Annotated in this window: 1 protein-coding gene; it reads left to right on the forward strand. The window is 44.9% G+C overall.

Annotation, left to right across the window (positions count from 1 at the left end):
* Positions 1 to 317, forward strand: a 317-nt coding sequence (locus tag R7P74_RS28895; RefSeq protein WP_318124141.1) for a FlgT C-terminal domain-containing protein, incomplete at its 5' end; no start/stop codon positions are given.
* Positions 318 to 534 lie beyond the last annotated feature (217 nt).

Here is a 534-nt window from a genome sequence, read left to right on the forward strand (position 1 = left end):
TCAGCCGCAACATCATGTTAGACCTCGAGTCCGAACTGTCTTGCAAGATTACCCTACCGGAAGTGGTGGCCGTTTTTGGCAACACCGTCACGATGGATCTGGGCCGCATGCACGGCGTAAAAGAAGGTGACAAACTGCAACTGTGGCACACGGCATCATTCATCGATCAAAAGGGTTTACCGCGTAATAAAGTGTCGCAAAGCGAGATCACTTTGACGGTCTCCCGCATCTATGAACAAGAAGCAGAATTGACGATTGATCAGCCGAATTTGGCGTCCAGCGTTCAAATTGGCGATGTAATGAACAAGATCTTATAAAAGGTCACATTAAGCCTTGAGATATGCTTACTTTTGAATATCATAGACAACGCATCTTATTTGATTATGCCTGTCTAAGTAACTAACAAGTTAGCACTAGGGTTAAAGAAATCAGCAGCATGGCTGTGAATTTGTTTAACCTGTAGCAATAACCCAATAGTTACTGTGATTGGTATTACGCCCTCATGGCACAGCTGGATAGCGCAGTCCCCTCCTA

This window comes from Vibrio sp. 2033 (assembly GCF_033339735.1).